The sequence below is a fragment of the Pseudoalteromonas sp. GutCa3 genome, from assembly GCF_002836155.1.
Lineage (GTDB): Bacteria > Pseudomonadota > Gammaproteobacteria > Enterobacterales > Alteromonadaceae > Pseudoalteromonas > Pseudoalteromonas arctica.
Genome location: NZ_PJBK01000103.1, coordinates 1 through 18,329, shown reverse-complemented (window position 1 = coordinate 18,329; position 18,329 = coordinate 1). Strand labels below are relative to the sequence as shown.

Genomic DNA, 18,329 nt, shown 5'->3' with positions numbered 1-18,329 from the left:
CACTTTAGTACTTGTTTTACCATAATTATACACGCAGCTTCTAAGCGTTATTAATTTTAAAATAAGAGTCTTATTTAATTTAACTGAGGATATTATCATGAGCTATGCAACAACAAATCCATATACAGGTGAGGTTATAAAAACTTTTCCTGATGCTACTGATGCTGAAATTACTCAAGCAATAGAAAATGCCGATTCTGCATTTCAATCATGGAAAAAAACACCTTTCTCTTCTCGCGCTAAAATAATGCAAAAAGCGGCTGACTTATTACGTAAAGATGTAGTTAGTTACGCCAACTTATTAACTTTAGAAATGGGTAAAATAACATCAGAAGCAAAGGCTGAAGTTGAATTATCCGCAGCTATTTTAGAGTACTACGCGAATAATGCTGAGAGACTTCTCGCATCAGAAAAATTACCCGTTGCAGATCCAGCTGAGGGCGAGGCAATTATTATCCATGAACCACTTGGTGTATTGCTTGCCATTGAGCCATGGAATTTTCCGTATTATCAAGTTGCTCGTATTATTGCGCCGCAATTGTCAGCGGGTAACACTATGCTACTAAAACATGCGGGTATTGTTCCACAATGTGCAGCAGCATTTGAAGCACTTATGCTCGAAGCTGGTCTGCCAAAAGGCGCTTTTAAAAACCTATACGCCGCACATTCCCAAACAGAAATGATCATTTCTCATCCATTAGTTCGTGGTGTTGCACTTACCGGTTCTGAAAGCGCTGGTGCAATCGTTGCTTCTACCGCTGGTAAAGCACTTAAAAAGTCTACATTAGAGCTTGGTGGTGCAGATGCATTTGTTGTACTTGCTGACGCTGAAATGGAAAAAACGGTTAATTGGGCAGTATTTGGTCGTCACTGGAACGGTGGGCAAGTATGTGTATCGTCTAAACGAATGATCATCGAAGATGAAGTTTATGATGAGTTTGTTGAACTTTATACTGCTGGTGTTGCTAAGTTGCAAGCAGGTGATCCGCTTGATCCCACTACAACTTTGGCGCCATTGTCATCACAAGGTGCAGCTGATGAACTAAAAGTTAAAATTAACGAAGCGATCAAGCTTGGTGCAACAGCCACTGAAGTGGGTCCTAAAGTACCTAGTCAAGGCGCCTTTGTACAACCCACTATTTTAACGAATATTAGCGAAGATAATCCGGCTCGCAACTGGGAATTCTTTGGTCCTGTGTCTATGTTATTTCGTGCAAAAAATGAAGATGACGCAATTAGAATTGCGAACGACTCTCCATTTGGCTTAGGTGGCTCTGTATTTACGTCAAACCCTGATCATGGCTTAGAAGTTGCTAAAAAAATATCTACCGGCATGGTGTTTGTAAACCATCCAACGATGGTAAAAGCCGACTTACCATTTGGTGGTGTTCGCCGTTCTGGTTATGGTCGTGAACTAATTGGCTTGGGTATTAAAGAGTTTGTTAACCACAAACTAATCGACGTTGTTGACATTGATGCGCCATTTTAAATAGCGCAGTTTAATAAAAACCCCTTAAATATTAATAGGAACGATTATGAATAACAAAATGAAAGCAGCCGTTGTTGAGCAATTTGGCAAACCTTTAGTTCTACGCGATTTAGATATTCCATCACCTAATGCAGGGCAAATATTAGTTAAAACAGAAGCCTGCGGTGTATGCCACACAGATTTACATGCAGCAAACGGTGATTGGCCATTAAAACCAACTCCACCATTTACTCCTGGCCATGAAGGCATTGGGCTAGTTACCAAAATTGGCGAAGGTGTTACAAGCGTAAAAGTAGGCGATAGAGTCGGTGTTCCGTGGCTATATTCAGCTTGTGGACACTGTGAATTTTGCTTAAGTGCTTATGAACCAGTATGTCCTGATGCTGAGTTTGGTGGCTACACTAAAGATGGTGGTTTTGCCGAGTATATTATTGCCGATCCTAATTACGTTGCACTTATTCCTGATGGCTTATCAGCAGTACAAGCGGCCCCTATAATTTGTGCTGGTATTACAACTTACAAAGGTATTAAAGAAACCGATGCTAAACCAGGTGAGTGGGTAGCAATTTCAGGTTGTGGTGGACTTGGTCATTTAGCGATTCAATATGCCAAGACGATGGGTCTTAAAGTGTGTGCGATAGATATTGATGACGGTAAGCTTGAACACGCAACCTTACTTGGCGCCGATGCAGTCGTAAATGCTAAAACAGATAATGCAGCAGACACCGTCAAAGAAATAACGCAAGGTGGCGCCCATGGCGTACTTATTACGGCTCCTTCCCTACCAGCATTTGAGCAAGGGGTTAATATGACCCGTAAACACGGTACATGTGTTTTAGTTGGCTTACCGCCTGGTGAGTTTCCGACGCCATTATTTGATGTAGTAGCAAATTGCATCACTATTAAAGGATCATTTGTTGGGAACCGCAAAGATATGGCCGAAGCGCTCGCTTTTGCGGCACAAGGCAAAGTTAAGGCGGATATTGAATTACAGCCTTTAAGCGCTATTAATGAAATATTTGAAAGACTCGAACATGGCAAAGTACCATCTCGTGTAGTTATTGATTTTACACTTTAAACAGTAATAAATACGGTGGATTCATGTTAGTAAATAACATATTTCATCGTATCGCTAATTCCATAACGCCTAGATACATATTAATTCCTCTTCATGGCATTTAAATCGAGGTTCGACAATGAAAATTGGTGTTCCAAAAGAAATCCACACTGGCGAGCGACGAGTCGCGACGACCCCTGATGTAGTAAGTAAATTAACAAAGCTTGGTTTTGATGTTGTCATTGAAACTGGTGCAGGAATGGCGGCTAATTACGCCGATGATGCGTATGGTGAAGCTGGTTGTAAAATAGTTAACTCAGCACAAGATGTATGGGCACAGTCTGATATTGTACTAAAAGTACAAGCACCTGAAGGTGATGAAAATACATTACTAAAAAGCGGACAAACATTAATCTGTTTTTTATGGCCGGCACAAAACCCAGAGATGCTAAAAGATTTAACTCAGCGTGGTATCACCGCCATTGCAATAGATAGCATTCCTCGTATTTCTCGGGCACAAAAAATGGATGCCCGCAGCTCAATGGCCAACATATCAGGCTATCGTGCAATTGTAGAAGCAGCTCAACATTTTGGCCGGTTTTTTACCGGACAAATTACAGCGGCAGGAAGAGTTGCTCCCGCCAAGGTACTTGTAATTGGTGCCGGTGTTGCTGGTTTAGCCGCTATTGGGGCTGCAAAAAGTATGGGCGCAATTGTTCGCTCATTTGATACGCGTGCTGAAGTAAAAGAGCAAATTGAAAGCATGGACGCTGAGTTTTTAATGCTCGACTTTAAAGATGAAGACGGCTCAGGCGAAGGTGGTTACGCTAAAGTAATGAGCGATGAATTTATCGAAGCCGAAATGGCATTGTTTGCAGCGCAAGCTAAAGACGTTGATATAATTGTTACTACCGCACTCATACCCGGAAAACCAGCGCCTAAATTGATCACCAGCGAGATGGTTGCATCAATGAAGAGCGGCAGCGTAATAGTCGATCTTGCAGCCGAACAAGGTGGAAACTGTGAATTAACAGTCCCGGGTAAGGTCGCCGTATGCCATGGTGTATCGATTATTGGTTACACCGATTTACCAAGTCGCCTTGCTGCACAATCGAGCCAATTATACAGTAATAACTTATACAACCTGTTAGCCGAAATGACCCCAGAAAAAGACGGCAAACTCTTTGTTGATATGACAAACGACGTTGTTTTAGGTGCGACTATATGTACTGAAGGAAAAACAACTTGGCCGCCACCAGCGCCCACACTATCTGCAACCGCTAAAAAGGTTGCGGCTACACCTAAACCTAAACCTAAACCCACTATTGTTGAGAAAAAGAAATCGGTATTTGGGCATATAATTGGCGCCGCTATCGGTGCATTAGCATTGCTTGGGCTTGGTGGCGTTGCACCCGCTGATTTTATGTCTCATTTTACCGTTTTTGTCTTAGCCTGCTTTGTAGGTTATATGGTTATTTGGAGTGTATCGCCTGCACTACATACGCCTTTAATGAGTGTAACCAATGCCATTTCAAGCATTATTGTTATCGGTGCTTTAATTCAAATAAGCTCAACTGACGACACTATTAAATGGTTTGCTGTTTTTACCGTGTTAATTGCGAGTATTAATATTGTTGGCGGCTTTGCTGTAACACATCGCATGCTCAAAATGTTCCGTAAGTGAGGTTGTCATGATTAGTACTGGTATTGTAACCGTGGCGTACATTGCTGCGATGGTTCTTTTTATTTTGGCTTTAAATGGCCTATCCAATCAAGAAACTGCCCGTAAAGGTAATTGGTATGGTATTTCAGGCATGGTGATAGCACTTTTGGCGACTGTTTTAGGTGTTGTTACCAATAACTATATTGAGTTGATGATTGCATTATTAGTGGGTGGCAGTATTGGTTTACTTGTAGCAAAACGAGTGCAAATGACTGCAATTCCAGAACTGATTGCTATTTTACACAGTCTAGTCGGGCTCGCGGCTATAATGGTTGGGTATGCTAACTTTGCGGATGCTTCTAGTCATTTTACAGGAATTGACTTAACCATTCACGATATTGAAACCTATGTAGGTGTTTTAATTGGTGCTATTACACTTTCAGGTTCAATTACCGCTTTTGGTAAATTATCTGGTCGAATAGGCAGTAAGCCTTTAACACTACCAGGGCGACATATATTTAATCTTGTTTTATTAGTTGCTGTAGCGTGGCTTGGACAGCAATTCGTTGTGCAGTCTGCTGTTGGTAATGGCATGTTGCCACTGGTTATTATGATAGCTCTTGCTTTAGTTTTTGGTATTCATATGGTGATGGCAATTGGCGGTGCCGATATGCCGGTTGTTATATCTATGCTTAATAGTTATTCAGGCTGGGCCGCTGCCGCGACAGGCTTTATGCTAAATAACGATTTACTCATTGTAATTGGTGCATTAGTTGGTTCAAGCGGAGCTATTTTGAGCTATATAATGTGCAAAGCTATGAACCGAAATTTTTTATCCGTCATTGCCGGTGGATTCGGTAGTAGCAATGTAAAAGCTTTACCTGCAGGGGATCAAGAACAAGGTGAAGTACTAACAATCAGTGCAACCGAAACAGCAGAGCTGCTCATGAGCGCAAAAGAAGTAATGATTATTCCTGGATACGGAATGGCCGTTGCAAAAGCGCAGCAAATAGTCTCTGAACTCACAAGTAAATTACGTGAAAAAGACATTAACGTGCGCTTTGCAATACACCCTGTTGCAGGGCGAATGCCTGGACAAATGAATGTATTATTAGCTGAAGCTAAAGTTCCTTACGACATTGTTTTTGAAATGGATGAAGTAAACGACGATTTTCCACAAGTTGATGTTTCACTTGTGATTGGTGCAAACGATATTGTAAACCCGTCAGCACTTGATGAACCAAATAGCCCTATCGCCGGCATGCCAGTACTTGAATGCTGGCATGGTAAAGCGTCAATTGTCTTAAAGCGCAGTATGGCAACCGGTTATGCTGGGGTACAAAATCCATTGTTTTTTAAAGATAATACACAAATGCTCTTTGGAGATGCCAAAGACACGTTAGTCGAAGTTGTTGCTGCACTATAAAAGTAACGTTGCAAAGCCATGGAGGATTCCATGGCTTTGTTATTTTTGCATTGCTTAGATTTTATATTTTTGAGATCCGCTTAATTGCCGTGATTATAACTAGTTAAACTACCTATTAAACCTTTGAGTCAAATTCTATTTTAAGTTATTCAAAACAGGCTCAAGCAACGGGAGATATTACGACAGGCATTTGATATATATAATTATTAAATCACTTTAATGGCTCAGCTATTTATTTAAACAGTGGATTATAGTTTCACGTAGATTTTGCGCTTTAATAGGCTTTGCAACATGGGCGTTCATGCCAATGGATAAGTATCGTGTAATATCATCTTTCATAACATTAGCTGTTAAAGCAATTATTGGAATATTTGCGATTGCTTTGTCACTATCGCTACGAATAATTTTACTCGCCTCAACCCCATCCATAATAGGCATATGAATATCCATCAAAATAATATCGTACGATTGTGATTTCACGGCTTGAATACATTCTAATCCATTGTCAACCAAGTAAATTTGAGCATCAGCCTTCTCTAGTATGTTTGTAACGATTAGTCTGTTGATCGAGTTATCTTCCGCAACCAATATTTTTATACCTGCCAGCGACTGTTCACTCACAGTATTTACTTTAGGCACCTCATTAAGAGGGGCTACTACTTTACTTTCAATCGCCTCATACAAAACACTCGTGTATACAGGTTTCTGCAAAATAGTTTTTATACTTACTTTTTTGGCTGCATTATTAAGTAAACTTTCGTCACTCATTATAAGCACAATCGTGTTGTTATAAAGTTGAGGGTTAATATTGAAAATGCGTATTAAAAAAGTTTCGCTACTCATTGATGGCATTGCCCAGTCGACAATAACAACTTTAAATTTCTCTTTATTGTGTTCAATAATATCAATAGCTTGTTTAGCAGATTGACAGGCCGTACATACTAGCCCCATAGCCGTTAGCTGATTTTCAATTACCTTAAGATCATCTTCATTATCATCTACAATTAATACCTCGAACGAATCAGTAAAAGTTAGGTCGGGAGTATTATCAATCAATGCTTGGTTATTCAATTTCACCTTAATCGAAGCTATAAATTCACTACCTACACCTTGAGTACTTTTTACCGTTATATCCCCACCCATCGATTGGCATAAACGCTTACTTATAGTTAAACCTAAACCTGTACCGCCAAACTTCCTGGTTGTAGAGCTGTCAGCTTGAGTAAAAGATTCAAATAAATCGGCAAGGCTTTGCTCAGCAATCCCAATACCGGAATCCTTAACAATGAAATACAAACAAACGCTCTTAGGATCAGCTAACGATCTTTTTGATTCTATTAATACCGATACAAAGCCGTGTGTAGTAAATTTAATTGCGTTAGAGCATAAATTTAGCAGTACTTGGTTTATTCGAACTACATCACCTATTAAATCGAGTTTAACCTCTTTACCAATGACAATATCAAATGTGATCCCTTTGCGTTGAGCTAGCTCATCAAAAGTTGCTTTGATGTAGTCAACAACCGAATTTACAGAAAAAGGAAATTCCTCAAGGTTAATATTTCCAGACTCAATTTTTGAAAAGTCTAAAATATCGTTAATAACTACAAGAAGTTGATCTGAAGAATATTTAATTTTATTTAAATAATGCTCATATTCTCCAGGCAAACCTTTTTCGAGCAAAATGTTGGTTAAGCCAATAATCCCACTCATAGGAGTTCTGATTTCATGACTCATATTTGCTAAAAATTCAGACTTAGCAGATGTCAGCTTTTCGGCCTCTTCTTTGGCTTGCAACAGTTCTTCAGTACGCTGTTCAACGCGAGACTCTAATCTTTGCTTTTCTTCATCAAGCTCTTTTAAAAGTTGAATGCGGCGTTGATTTAAAAACAATACGAAAACTAAAAAGCTGCTAAGAATAAAAATAATCGCAGTAGCGCTGTAAATTAATGTTTTATTTTGCTCAAAATAGGTTGGCTCGTAATAAGATATAATCGACTTTTCCGTCAAGCTTTGTGGAGCTATATCGAACTTGTTTAATTGACGCCAGTCGTAAGCGTAAACACTTAGCCCTTCACCACTGATTGCACTTAAGCTTTTATTTTCATTGTATAAAATTATCGAATCGGCAATACGTTCACCTATTTTTTCACCCGACAACACATACCCACCAACAACACCTGAGCCTAATAGTACCTCCCAATAACTAAAAATGGGCGCTGAACTTGCTTTAGCTAATCGCTCTACTAGCTGATAAGGGCTAAGGGATTTATTATCGTAATACCTGAAAATGGGTGTAAACAATATAATTGAATCATCTGGCGCATTTTTTACTCTAGTGAGTAGCTCTGGCATTGAAAGATCAAACCACTTCTCTACGTCTAAATACGAAAAGTCACGGTTAATAACCGAAAAGAGCCCTCGATAAAAGCTCATCCCAATATCGTTTTTTGTATCTAATATAACGATTAATTTTTTAGGCTTCATTATATTAACAGCGCTTGCTGTTGCTTGCGCGTAATCTAATTTAGCTTGGATCACTGCTCCGTTAGTATTTTTAGGCAAACTGAATTGAGCGCCTGGTTCCAAATATATTCTTGGAGCATTTATAAAAAAGTCATCTAATTGCGATAAAAGTACTGCTGCAGAAGGAGACTGAGTAACAATGATATCGATGTGCTTATTTTTATATTTTTGTTTGAGGTAGTCCTTCATTAACTGTTTTTGATTTGCTTCATCGAATCGGTTTACATCCATATTTTCAACGAAGAGTTCATAACTAAAAGAACGTCCTATAAGTTTTTTACGCAGTCCAGAATCAACACTTTTGTGCCAAGGCATATCTTGGTTTGTTGAATTTATAAATAAAACATGAGTAACATTTGAAGAAGGTTGAGCGTTTGAAATTGGACTCACAAATTGAAAAACAAGAAATAAAAATAAGATATTAGTTTTCATGTTTCTCATTGTGTAATCAAGGTGAAAGTCCTTTAATGGTAAGTGTTAACGATATATTTATCAATTAAATAAAATGTAAATACCACCATAATTTAACATGTTTACTAATACTATTTCATTTTATTGCTTAATGACGATATTCATTGATAGTTCTGGGTTGCCCTCACTACACAACTCGTATAAAAAAGCCCCGTTCATACGGGGCTTTTCTATAATAAATCTTTACACTGTAAAAGTTGGAAAACTAGAACGGGATATCGTCGTCAAAATCAATGGTTGGTTCCATTGGGTTTGATGCGCCACCTTGCGGAGCACTTTGTGGTTTAGGAGCGAAACCACCTTGCTGTTGTGGTGCACTTTTTTGCTGTGGTGCATAACCACCTTGCGGCTGATATTGATTACTTTGCTGCTGTGGTGCTGGAGCCGGTTTTGGTTGTGCTGCTGGTGCAGCTTGTTGCTGCGGATTATAGCCACTTTGCTGTGCGGCTTGGCCTTGGTTATTTTGACCGTAACCACCGCTTTGTTGACCACCTTGCGGCTGATTACCTTGGTAACCACCACCTTGTTGACCACCTTGCGGCTGATTACCTTGGTAACCACCACTTTGCTGATCGCCACCACGTGCGCCTAACATTTGCATTTGACCAGTAAAGCCATCTACAACTATTTCTGTAGTGTATTTTTCTTGGCCTTGTTGATCGGTCCACTTACGTGTTTGAAGCTTACCTTCAACATAAATTTGTGAACCTTTACGACAATATTCACCAACAATTTCAGCTAATTTGCCAAAGAACACAACACGATGCCACTCAGTTTTATCAACCATTTGGCCAGTGTTTTTATCTTTATAGCTATCCGAAGTTGCTAAGGTAATATTTGCTACACCATTGCCGTTAGGCATATAACGAACTTCAGGATCTTGCCCTAAATTACCAACCAAAATTACTTTGTTCACACCGCGTGCCATGGAACCATCTCCTATAAATGTTAGATTAAACCAGCTACTTTACGTGCTTGGTCTAGGTCAAATTCTTTATCATTAATCTTTAAATAGCTGCGACTTTCATCGCGAACCACAGTTGCTTCTATTACGCCTGGTAAAGCAACTAACTGAGAAGCAAGTGTTTGAGCATGCTCTTCAGAATCTAATTTGGTCATTAAACTAATAACTTTACTTTTGGGTGGGACTTGCATTTTCCACGCAATAATAAGCCATATTAACCCAACAAGTGCCGCTGCCGCAAACACAGCTTGCGTCGTTGTAGTTTGTGCTACATAACCACCTAACATACCGCCTAAAAAGGCGCCTAAAAACTGACTAGATGAGTAGCCACCCATTGCTGAACCTTTTTGGCTTGCAGGTGCTATTCGCGATACAAGCGCAGGCATAGTGGCTTCTAAAAAGTTAAACGCCACAAAATAAAGCAGCATACACACAGCAATGCCTACTACACTATTAACCCATACCGACATTGCTAGCATACTAATAGTTAACAAGGCTACTGAGCCAATAAATGCTTGTTTTTCTTTCTCTTTTTTAATGGCCACAATCATTATTGGTACCATTAATAAAAATGCTAAAAATAGCACTGGAATATATAAATACCAGTGATGGTCGGCAACTAAGCCATCTTTAATTAATTGACTCGGCAGTACGACAAATATTGTGGTTAGCGTTAAGTGTAATAGCAATACACCTGCATTTAATCGTGCTAACTGAGGGTGCTTAATTAGTTTTTTAATGTCGCTAAAGCTTGCTAATGTATCGCCTTTGGGCGCTTTATTTACCGCATTTGGCACTAGCATAGTCACTATAAATATACCAAAAACAGCTAAAATAGCAGTCAACCAAAATACACCCGCAATACCCCACGAAGCTGCGACAATTGGCCCAAGTAGCATAGCAAAGGCAAAGCTCATTCCTATGCTCATACCAATAACGGCCATTACCTTTGGTCGTTGCTCATCACGGCTTAAATCAGAAGCAAACGCGAGTAGTGCACTGGCTATTGCGCCCATACCTTGTAGAGCGCGGCCTACGGTAACCATTTGAATAGAGTCAGCTAATGCAGCAACTACAGAGCCAATAGCAAATACGACTAAGCCACCAACAATAACCTTTTTACGACCAATCTTATCGGATAATCGACCCATAGGTATTTGTAATACGGCTTGCGTTAAACCATACGCACCAATGGCAAAACCAATCCAAATAGGCGAAAAACCTTCAAGCGATTGTCCATAAATAGCCAATACAGGCATCAGCATAAACAAGCCGAGCATTCTAAATGCAAACACACTCGCCAGCGATACTGCGGCGCGTTTTTCTCGTGAATTAAGTGAAGATGCGGTCATTATCTGCGTGATCTTACTCTATGAAAAATTGAGGTTGGGATTCTACCATAAGCTTGGCAATAATTAATCGCCTATAAGTAAGGATTTTTCATTGATCAAGGATTAATATTGCTTCGTATTATGCGATACTGAGTAAATAATTTTGGTAATAAACGAGATAGCATGGAAAACATTGAAGTCCGAGGCGCCCGTACGCATAATTTAAAAGACATCAGCCTAACCATCCCACGTGATAAATTAATAGTTATTACTGGTCTATCTGGTTCGGGGAAGTCATCACTTGCATTTGATACACTTTATGCAGAAGGACAACGCCGGTATGTTGAATCACTTTCTGCGTATGCAAGACAATTTTTATCGCTTATGGAAAAGCCTGATGTAGATCACATCGAAGGCCTCTCTCCTGCAATTTCTATTGAGCAAAAATCAACGTCTCATAACCCACGATCCACTGTGGGTACTATTACCGAAATTTACGATTATTTACGACTTATGTTTGCCCGCGTTGGCGAACCACGATGCCCTACACATGATTTACCACTTGCTGCGCAAACCGTTAGTCAAATGGTAGATACTGTTTTGGCACTGCCTGAAGGGAGTAAGTTAATGCTGCTTGCGCCAATAGTAAAAGAGCGTAAAGGTGAGCATGTTAAGTTATTAGAGCAGCTATCAAGCCAAGGTTATATTCGCGCCCGTATAGACGGTGAAGTATGTGACTTGTCTGATCCACCAACACTTGAGCTTCATAAAAAACATACAATAGAAGTTGTTGTAGACAGATTTAAAGTAAAAGATGGCTTACAACAACGCTTAGCAGAATCGTTTGAAACTGCGCTTGAAATGTCTAATGGCGTTGCACATGTAGCATACATGGATGATAGCAGCGCTGAAGAAATTCTATTCTCAGCAAACTTTGCCTGCCCTACTTGTGGCTATGCAATGACTGAGCTAGAACCGCGTTTGTTTTCGTTTAATAACCCTGCTGGTGCGTGCCAAACCTGTGATGGTTTAGGTATACGTCAATATTTTGATCCTAATCGCGTAGTGCATAACCCAGAGTTAAGTCTTGCTGGCGGTGCAATTAAAGGCTGGGATAAACGCAGCTTTTATTACTATCAAATGCTACAAGCCGTTGCTGAGCATTATAGTTTTGATTTAGATGTGCCTTATCAAGATTTAGACAGCGACTCGAAAAAAATTATTTTAGATGGCTCTGGTAGCACTAAAATTGCGTTTAATTACCGTAACGACCGTGGCGATTTAATTACGCGTAATCACGAGTTTGAAGGCGTTTTAAACAACATGAATCGCCGCTACCGCGAGACCGAGTCAAACTCAGTACGCGAAGAGCTTGCTAAATACCAAACAAGCCAAGCATGTCCTAGCTGTAATGGCTCGCGTTTACGCGAAGAATCTCGAAATGTATTTATTGGGCAAACCAACTTACCTGCAATCACGTGCATGAGTATTGGTGAAGCTATGGAGTTTTTTGAAGGGTTAACGCTAACCGGACAAAAAGGCCAAATAGCTGAAAAAATACTAAAAGAAATTCGCGACCGTTTATCATTTTTGATTAACGTTGGCCTAAATTACTTATCACTTGAACGTAGCGCCGACACACTATCAGGTGGTGAGGCTCAGCGTATCCGCTTAGCCAGTCAAATTGGTGCCGGTCTTGTAGGTGTAATGTACGTACTAGATGAGCCATCTATTGGATTACATCAGCGCGATAACGACCGTTTATTACAAACATTGGTACATTTACGCGACTTAGGTAACACCGTTATTGTGGTAGAGCACGATGAAGATGCTATTCGTGCCGCTGACCATATTATTGATATTGGCCCAGGCGCGGGTGTTCATGGTGGGCATATTATTGCTCAAGGAACACGCGACGATATTTTAGCAAGCAAAGAGTCTGTTACGGGCCAGTTTTTATCAGGCGTACGTAGAATAGAAATACCAAAAGAACGTCATCCAACGAACGACAAGTGGCTAGAGCTATTTGGCGCAACGGGTAATAATCTTAAAAATGTAGATCTAAAAATCCCATTTGGTTTAATGACTTGTGTGACAGGTGTATCGGGCTCGGGTAAATCAACGCTAATAAACGACACTTTGTTTAAACTTGCTCATACAGAGTTAAATGGCGCAACAACTGCCGAAGCGGCACCATATAAATCAATTAGTGGTTTAGATCATTTTGATAAAGTGATCGATATTGATCAAAGCCCGATTGGTCGTACTCCGCGTTCAAATCCAGCAACCTACACAGGTATATTTACCGGCATTCGTGAGTTATTTGCAGGTACACAAGAAGCGCGCTCACGTGGCTACAAAGTAGGTCGCTTTAGCTTTAACGTTAAAGGCGGACGCTGTGAAGCTTGCCAAGGTGACGGCTTAATTAAAGTTGAAATGCACTTTTTACCTGATGTGTATGTACCGTGTGATGTATGTAAGAGTAAACGCTATAACCGCGAAACCCTCGAAGTACAATACAAAGGTAAAAACATACACCAAGTGCTTGAGATGACTGTTGAAGACGCTCATGATTACTTTGATAAAATACCGGCTATTGCTCGTAAGCTTAAAACGCTTATGGACGTTGGTTTGTCGTATGTTCGTTTAGGTCAAGCCGCTACTACTCTTTCAGGTGGTGAGGCGCAACGTGTAAAACTAGCGCGCGAGCTATCAAAGCGTGATACAGGTAAAACGCTCTACATATTAGATGAGCCAACAACAGGCTTACACTTTGCTGATATTGAACAGCTGCTTGTTGTGCTTCATCGCTTGCGCGATCACGGCAATACAATTGTTGTTATTGAGCACAACCTTGATGTAATTAAAACAGCAGATTGGGTTATCGATTTAGGACCTGAAGGCGGTGCTGGCGGTGGTGAAATACTCATTGCCGGTACACCAGAAGAAGTAGCCGAATGTGAGCGTTCACATACTGGGCATTACTTAAAACCTCTATTAAATAAATAGAGGTTCGGTTGTTACAAATCAATCGGCACTAAAGTTATTTAACCCTAGAGATTACACTTAATTAAAAATGGCGAGAAGATTCACTTCTCGCTATTTTTTGGCTCTAATTTTTCTTTTATCAACATAATACCAATCCGCAATAATACTTAATCATTTTGCGGGGCTAAACGTGTCGCTACCTGTGTTAAAAAATTCTCATTTACGACTGCATGGATGCAGAAGGTAGAGCAATGCAGGAGCAATTGCCGAGAACAACTAAATAGCGAATTTTTTGCCTAGCTATCAACACGTTTTTCCATCCTCAAAATAGATCACTTAATTAAGCGAATTGGTATAATAATCGAAAATGTTATTAAAGAAAAACAACACACTGCAATAAATAAATTAGCAACAAAAATGAGTAACACACTCGCCTTAGAACCCAGATAAGCAAATACGCTGCACAATAAGCCAATAACTAATTCAGTGAGTAGCATTTCCCACTCCATTGCATAGCTCGTCTTAATCGTTTTTGCAGCATAGTGCTTAACTTTAAAGCTCATGTAAATTCCTTTTCTCTAGTCGTTCCAGCTTATCTGTATTATTTGCATGTCTTTATATTTTGATTCTGTAAATAAAATCTGATTGTTATTACTAATAAAAAATGCGATGGGTTTAAAATCCACGTGCACATCTTTTACTGTTTTATCTTCTAAATTAAGCCTAGCAACTCTTGAAATAGCATCAGAGTAGTAAAGGTAATTACCATTAATGGCAAAAACTTGTGCTTGTCGCGCGTCTTTAGGCAATTCCCAACTCTGTTTATTTGATAATTTAATTAACTGATTGTTAGTAATCGCATAATTAGTACCGTCAGCGCCTGAAATTAATTTGTTGGCTTTAATATCCTCTAATATAGTTGTGTCTCGCGTTAATAAATTAAACTGAGCAAATAGATTCTCTGAACCACTTCGCTCTAAATAAATTATACTTTCATTATCTTTAGACCATACATAGTTTAGTATTTTTCGCCCTTTAAACTCAGCTATGGTATAGAGCTTGTTCGACATAACGTCAAAAAATGCAATATCGCTATTAACTCTTAATAAAACACGATCTTGCTTACTCGATACTCTTAGTCCGCCAATAGCAAAGGTAGATTTCCCTTCATAAGTAAAGTTACTAAGTTGCTTTATAAGTCCATTTTGAGATAACCACAACTGACTGCTGCCAGAGCGCTCGGATACAAAAATATGCGCTGGCCCTTTCTCATTAATGACTTCTACAATGTGGTAGTCGTCTTCATCACTTCTGTAGAGTGCTTCATACTGAGGAACATCGCTAAAAAGATTGGTCGCTTTAATTAACGAAAATGCTTGTGTTTTATTTGCTGAGTAAAAAAGGCTATTAGCAGATTGAACTGCAATATAATAAGGTGAAATTGCTGGGGTAACCGTTAGTGTGCGTTTAATAATATTATTTTCATCAAACACAATGGTTGAAAGTTCAGAGCCTTCAAAAACAATCACGCCTTTATCGTCTGCAAGCCAGTCAAACGCGAAGCTAATTATGCTTTTCTTTGCTTTAAATAACCGCTTGGTTTCATGGGTCTCAAAGTTGTAGCTAAATACAGAAAAAGGCTTACCCTTTTGACTAAGTACATATGCTATTTTACTACCAGAATGAGATAAACGAGGCATGATTACGCCATACATGACGCCTGGTGGTGGGATCACTATGAATTCTTTTTTAAGTTCTAAATCATATTTATATAAACCTGAACCCTCATGCTCATTTTTATATTCGGTGTAATAAATATGCTCACCACTTTCGTCTACTTGCGCATAACCTGTGTATCTAAGGTCACACTTTTTAATTAAGGTAGCCTCTCCTATAACAGGAAACTGGCTTAAATCGACGAGTACCATTTCACACTTTTGCTGCTTTAAGTTGGTCGCTTGTAACAACACAAAGTGCTGATTTAACTGCCACGATAAAATAGATACTTGAAAGCCAGGATAGGTAATTTCAACTTCCCTTTGATCAGATAATCGCTTTACAAATGCATGCATTACGTCATTTTCGGGTTCAACATTTGTATAAGCTAAATATTGTTTATCTGAAGACATCTCAGGGTGAACCTCACTGCCTATATTCCACGTGCTTGCTACCTTATTAACCGTGATCTGTTTAATCTTTTCACTAGAAGGTGCATTAATAAAAAACAACCCAAACCATATTAAAAAGCAGAGGCAAATAATGACGAATAAAGAATAAATCAAAAACTTTTTACTATTCTTTCTTTGAACCGGTTGCGAAATAGTTGCAGTAGCTAGCTCTTCATTTTTGGCAGTAATACCCGTTGAGTTAGGCAAAATGTTTGTAGGCTCTTTAGAAACGTTTGCTTGCGTTAAACGCTCAGGTATTACTGTTAGGCTATACCCTTTACGGTAATGCGTTTTTAAAAGCGGTGCTTTTTCAATTGGGTGGGCAAGCTGCTTTCTTAACTCTGAGATTGCACGGTTAATCGCATTATCATCAACAAAGCTCTGTTGCCACACACTCTCAATAAGCTCTTGGCGGGAAACGATTTGATGAGGCTTATCTACAAAGTGAAGTAATAACTTTACTAAAAGTGGATCTAATTCCCTTTCTAAATGGTTTGAAGTAATCACACAGCGATTACTAATAAATTGCCAAGGTCCGATTTGATAATTCATAGTCTTTACGTATTTTTATTTTTATAAACCGTATCACATCTGCATTTTATTTTATAGAAAAGCATTTTAAACCTTATATTAGCATTATAAGGTTTAAAGCTAACATACTAAATTAAAACAATTATTTATCTTTAAAACCTTATCTATTAATTGCTCATAACTAGATAAGCGACTCTTAATAAATTCAGCGATATTCTTTAAACCGTCATCAACAAGCAGCTTAGTAAAAAATCATTTGTGATTCTAAATTGGCTGCAGTTAAAAATATAAAAGGTTTAATTATGGACAGCACAATGAAAAAAGTACTACCGGCTTTACTACTAGCAACTGCTTTTAATACTACTTCAGTTATTGCAGCTGACACTAAACAAGACACCGTTCAAAATAATTTTGAGAAATGCATGATTGGTGAAAGCATAAAGGCAATTAACCCTGCGAATCAAAAACTACAAAAAACAAACAAAATAGACGCTTCTGAGTCTTTAAAAAATAATGTTGATACACAAACGTTACTTTCTTCACTGGATGAAAAAATATCAGCTGAGCTTGACTCTTCAATGAGCAAAATCAACTCGCAAATTGATAAAAATCTTTCAAAGGTAACATCGTCAATCACTGCATATTTCAGCAATGTGTTATCGAAATAAAAACAATAAAATTAAAAATTATATTAAGGAATTATCATGAAAAAGTTCACAAAAAAATTAGTATCTGCCAGCGTATTACTTAGTTGCAGTCTTCTAGCAAATACAGCACAGGCTCAAAGTTCTGTATGGAAAGTAAGTAATGGCAATGACTCACTATTTATTGGCGGTACAGTTCACATACTACCTAAAGCTGAAATGCCACTGCCCGCTGAGTTTAACCATGCTTATGAACAAGCAGATACAATTATTTTAGAAGCACCGTTACCTGACCCAGCCGACACCAATGCACAAATGCAAATGCTAGGTGCGCTATCGTATACAAATAACGAAACGTTGAGTCAAAAGCTAGAACCCGAGATTAAGGCTTTACTTGAAAATAAGCTTAGCGAGTTTGGCGCTAACCTAGCTAAGTTAGATGGTTTTCGTCCTGCTATGGTGAGTATTGTTTTAATGTCGATGGAGCTTCAAAAGCAAAACTTAATGGGTGAAGGGGTTGATGCTTATTTTACTAAAAAAGCGACTGAAGATAACAAAACAAAAAATTACTTAGAAACAATGGAATTTCAGTTAGAGCTTTATAAAACAATGGGTCAAGGCAACGAAAACGATTTCATTAAACGTAACTTAGCCGGGCTTCACAACTATGGCGATATGTTTAAAGGACTTTTAGCTGCCTGGCGCAAAGGTGATACAGACACACTGAATAAAGTAGCACTTGAAGGTATGCAGAAAAATGATCCGAATAGCTATAAACAACTCATTACAGATAGAAATAATGATTGGTTACCAAAAGTAGAAGCCATGTTTAACAACGACAAAAATGAGTTTGTACTTGTTGGAGTTGGCCACCTTGCAGGACAAGATAGTTTACTTACCTTACTTGAAAACAAAGGCTACAGCGTTTCTTTAGTCAGTGTTGATAGCACGGCAGATATAACAGTAAGAGGGGCTGAATAATGGATAAAACAGACAAACTAGCGATATCGCTACTGTTTCTATTTGGGTCTATCATGTTGATATGTGCTATATAAAAAATGCCGCTAACAA

12 protein-coding genes are annotated in these 18,329 nt (G+C 38.9%); 7 read left to right on the top strand and 5 right to left on the bottom strand.

The features are described 5' to 3' along the window. The first annotated feature begins 97 nt into the window (after nucleotides 1-97). From CXF64_RS19560 to pntB, 4 genes are all read left to right on the top strand, one after another. Nucleotides 98-1,489 carry an NAD-dependent succinate-semialdehyde dehydrogenase gene (locus CXF64_RS19560; protein ID WP_101163341.1) on the top strand — a complete coding sequence of 464 codons (1,392 nt, stop codon included), beginning with the start codon at nucleotides 98-100 and terminating at the stop codon, nucleotides 1,487-1,489. Between the two features lie 58 nt (nucleotides 1,490-1,547). Next, on the top strand, nucleotides 1,548-2,567 hold the full coding sequence (adhP, locus tag CXF64_RS19555; protein WP_198551157.1) for an alcohol dehydrogenase AdhP: 1,020 nt from the start codon (nucleotides 1,548-1,550) through the stop codon (nucleotides 2,565-2,567). Nucleotides 2,568-2,685: 118 nt separating this feature from the next. Further along, nucleotides 2,686-4,230, top strand: coding sequence for a Re/Si-specific NAD(P)(+) transhydrogenase subunit alpha (locus tag CXF64_RS19550; protein WP_101217846.1), 1,545 nt, complete (start codon nucleotides 2,686-2,688; stop codon nucleotides 4,228-4,230). Between the two features lie 10 nt (nucleotides 4,231-4,240). Continuing rightward, nucleotides 4,241-5,635, top strand: coding sequence for a Re/Si-specific NAD(P)(+) transhydrogenase subunit beta (gene pntB / locus CXF64_RS19545; RefSeq protein ID WP_101218016.1), 1,395 nt, complete (start codon nucleotides 4,241-4,243; stop codon nucleotides 5,633-5,635). A gap of 228 nt (nucleotides 5,636-5,863) precedes the next feature. Here pntB and CXF64_RS19540 read toward each other — a convergent pair whose 3' ends face one another. The 3 genes from CXF64_RS19540 to CXF64_RS19530 form a co-directional block, all read right to left on the bottom strand. Continuing rightward, nucleotides 5,864-8,593 (bottom strand): response regulator, encoded by a 2,730-nt coding sequence (locus CXF64_RS19540; RefSeq protein ID WP_101217845.1) that lies wholly within the window; start codon nucleotides 8,591-8,593, stop codon nucleotides 5,864-5,866. Between the two features lie 244 nt (nucleotides 8,594-8,837). After that, nucleotides 8,838-9,560: a single-stranded DNA-binding protein gene (gene ssb, locus CXF64_RS19535; protein ID WP_007586300.1), complete on the bottom strand. Its 723-nt coding sequence runs from the start codon at nucleotides 9,558-9,560 to the stop codon at nucleotides 8,838-8,840. A gap of 20 nt (nucleotides 9,561-9,580) precedes the next feature. Next, entirely contained in the window at nucleotides 9,581-10,948 is a 1,368-nt protein-coding gene (locus tag CXF64_RS19530) for an MFS transporter (protein ID WP_010553785.1), read from the bottom strand. 162 nt (nucleotides 10,949-11,110) lie between these two features. Here CXF64_RS19530 and uvrA point away from each other — a divergent pair, with 162 nt between their 5' ends. Continuing rightward, on the top strand, nucleotides 11,111-13,936 hold the full coding sequence (gene uvrA, locus CXF64_RS19525) for an excinuclease ABC subunit UvrA (RefSeq protein WP_101163338.1): 2,826 nt from the start codon (nucleotides 11,111-11,113) through the stop codon (nucleotides 13,934-13,936). Between the two features lie 311 nt (nucleotides 13,937-14,247). On the opposite strand, the gene CXF64_RS19520 is transcribed toward uvrA, so the two are convergent. Both CXF64_RS19520 and CXF64_RS19515 read right to left on the bottom strand, forming a co-directional pair. Continuing rightward, on the bottom strand, nucleotides 14,248-14,478 hold the full coding sequence (locus CXF64_RS19520; RefSeq protein WP_101217844.1) for a hypothetical protein: 231 nt from the start codon (nucleotides 14,476-14,478) through the stop codon (nucleotides 14,248-14,250). A 15-nt stretch (nucleotides 14,479-14,493) separates the two neighbouring features. After that, nucleotides 14,494-16,635 carry a winged helix family transcriptional regulator gene (locus CXF64_RS19515; RefSeq protein ID WP_101217843.1) on the bottom strand — a complete coding sequence of 714 codons (2,142 nt, stop codon included), beginning with the start codon at nucleotides 16,633-16,635 and terminating at the stop codon, nucleotides 14,494-14,496. A 293-nt stretch (nucleotides 16,636-16,928) separates the two neighbouring features. Between CXF64_RS19515 and CXF64_RS19505 the strand changes: the two genes are divergently transcribed. Beyond that, entirely contained in the window at nucleotides 16,929-17,282 is a 354-nt protein-coding gene (locus CXF64_RS19505; RefSeq protein WP_232783814.1) for a hypothetical protein, read from the top strand. Between the two features lie 36 nt (nucleotides 17,283-17,318). Continuing rightward, nucleotides 17,319-18,239 carry a TraB/GumN family protein gene (locus CXF64_RS19500; RefSeq protein ID WP_101217841.1) on the top strand — a complete coding sequence of 307 codons (921 nt, stop codon included), beginning with the start codon at nucleotides 17,319-17,321 and terminating at the stop codon, nucleotides 18,237-18,239. The last annotated feature ends 90 nt before the right edge of the window (nucleotides 18,240-18,329 follow it).

Coding starts and splice junctions, on each gene's coding strand:
- CXF64_RS19560 (WP_101163341.1), top strand. CDS start 98: ATGAGCTATGCAACAACAAATCCATATACAGGTGAGGTTATAAAAACT.
- adhP (WP_198551157.1), top strand. CDS start 1,548: ATGAAAGCAGCCGTTGTTGAGCAATTTGGCAAACCTTTAGTTCTACGC.
- CXF64_RS19550 (WP_101217846.1), top strand. CDS start 2,686: ATGAAAATTGGTGTTCCAAAAGAAATCCACACTGGCGAGCGACGAGTC.
- CXF64_RS19540 (WP_101217845.1), bottom strand. CDS start 8,593: ATGAAAACTAATATCTTATTTTTATTTCTTGTTTTTCAATTTGTGAGT.
- ssb (WP_007586300.1), bottom strand. CDS start 9,560: ATGGCACGCGGTGTGAACAAAGTAATTTTGGTTGGTAATTTAGGGCAA.
- CXF64_RS19530 (WP_010553785.1), bottom strand. CDS start 10,948: ATGACCGCATCTTCACTTAATTCACGAGAAAAACGCGCCGCAGTATCG.
- uvrA (WP_101163338.1), top strand. CDS start 11,111: ATGGAAAACATTGAAGTCCGAGGCGCCCGTACGCATAATTTAAAAGAC.
- CXF64_RS19520 (WP_101217844.1), bottom strand. CDS start 14,478: ATGAGCTTTAAAGTTAAGCACTATGCTGCAAAAACGATTAAGACGAGC.
- CXF64_RS19515 (WP_101217843.1), bottom strand. CDS start 16,635: ATGAATTATCAAATCGGACCTTGGCAATTTATTAGTAATCGCTGTGTG.
- CXF64_RS19505 (WP_232783814.1), top strand. CDS start 16,929: ATGAAAAAAGTACTACCGGCTTTACTACTAGCAACTGCTTTTAATACT.
- CXF64_RS19500 (WP_101217841.1), top strand. CDS start 17,319: ATGAAAAAGTTCACAAAAAAATTAGTATCTGCCAGCGTATTACTTAGT.